The organism is Rahnella sp. GSA61A (assembly GCF_019969905.1).
GTDB lineage: Bacteria > Pseudomonadota > Gammaproteobacteria > Enterobacterales > Enterobacteriaceae > Rahnella > Rahnella aceris.
The window spans coordinates 1-1,338 of the sequence record NZ_JAHXYO010000052.1; the positions used below are offsets into that span (position 1 = coordinate 1).

The following is a 1,338-nucleotide window of genomic DNA, read 5'->3' on the forward strand; positions in this document are numbered from 1 at the left end:
ATACCGCCATACTTCTTACGCCAGGTAATGGGATGGACTACCTCCTCCCTTTGCGCTTAACTGAACAAAATACGTTCAGCAGGAGAGTAAACATGAATATCGTCTATCTGGGTATCGATCTGGCTAAAAATGTTTTCCAACTCTGTGGTTTAAACCAGGCTGGAAAACCCCTTTACACGAAACGCGTTGACCGAAAAATACTGCTTCAGACAGTTGCCAATATACCGGCCTGCCTGATTGGTATAGAAGCCTCAACGGGCGCATTTTACTGGCAGCGCGAGTTTGAAAAACGGGGACATAAAGTAAAAGTCATTAGTCCACAGTATGTTAAACCTTTTGTCCGCGGGCAAAAAAATGACGGCAATGATGCGTTGGCGATCGCTATAGCGCTGATGCAGCCTACGATGAAATTTGTCCCGCCAAAGAGCCCGGAGCAGCAAGATATTCAGGCCTTACACCGTGCAAGACAACGGATTGTCAATCATCGTACTGCGACGGTCTGTCAGATACGAGGCTTGCTGCTTGATCGAGGGATCCCCATGGGTATCTCTGTCACAAGGGCCCGTCGAGCGATTCCCTTGATCCTCGAAGATGCTGAAAATGGTCTCAGTGCACGTATGCGCAGAACGATTGCGGAGCTCTATGATCTCTTTTTAGATCTCGAACGGCGTATAGGTTTTTTTGATAAAGAGATCGACACTGTTTTTAAACAGTCTGAAGCCTGTCAGCGTATTGCTAAAGTGAAAGGCATTGGCCCCAAAACCGCCACAGCCGTTATTGCGGCGATTGGTAAAGGGACCGAATTTAAGAATGGCCGCCATTTTGCTGCGTGGCTTGGCCTCGTGCCACGTCAACACTCTAGCGGAGACAGACAGGTGCTCATGAACATGACGAAAAAAGGCGACAAGCATCTACGGACCCTGCTTATTCACGGTGCCCGTGCTGTCGTCAGAGTGGCGACAAACAATAACGATGGCTATCTAAACCAATGGGTTAATCAACTTAAAGAGCGGCGCGGATTTAACAAAACGACCGTGGCAGTTGCCAACAAGAATGCCCGGATTGTCTGGTCAATTCTTCATAACGAGACAGAATATCGGCCAGCAGTAATATGATACTTACCTTAAAAGTTGCAGAGTATTGAAAAATGGTAACAGGTTGCACCTGCACAATCGGAACCTGATTTTTATACAGGCCTTCGAGGCCGTCCAGTTGTTGAGGCGATTGTGTGCGGATTACCCATTTGGGCACAGGTATTCCTGATGCCGGATAGATGTAAGCAACAACCTAAAACCTGATTCAGTGCTTGCAAAACGGAGGTAGTCCATAGATGTAAAA

General features: G+C 47.4%; 1 protein-coding gene. It reads left to right on the forward strand.

Annotated features, from left to right (window positions below):
* Window positions 1-92 precede the first annotated feature (92 nt).
* The gene (locus tag LC431_RS26175; RefSeq protein WP_223510481.1) at window positions 93-1,115 is read left to right on the forward strand and encodes an IS110 family transposase; all 1,023 of its coding nucleotides are present in this window, start codon (window positions 93-95) and stop codon (window positions 1,113-1,115) included.
* Window positions 1,116-1,338 lie beyond the last annotated feature (223 nt).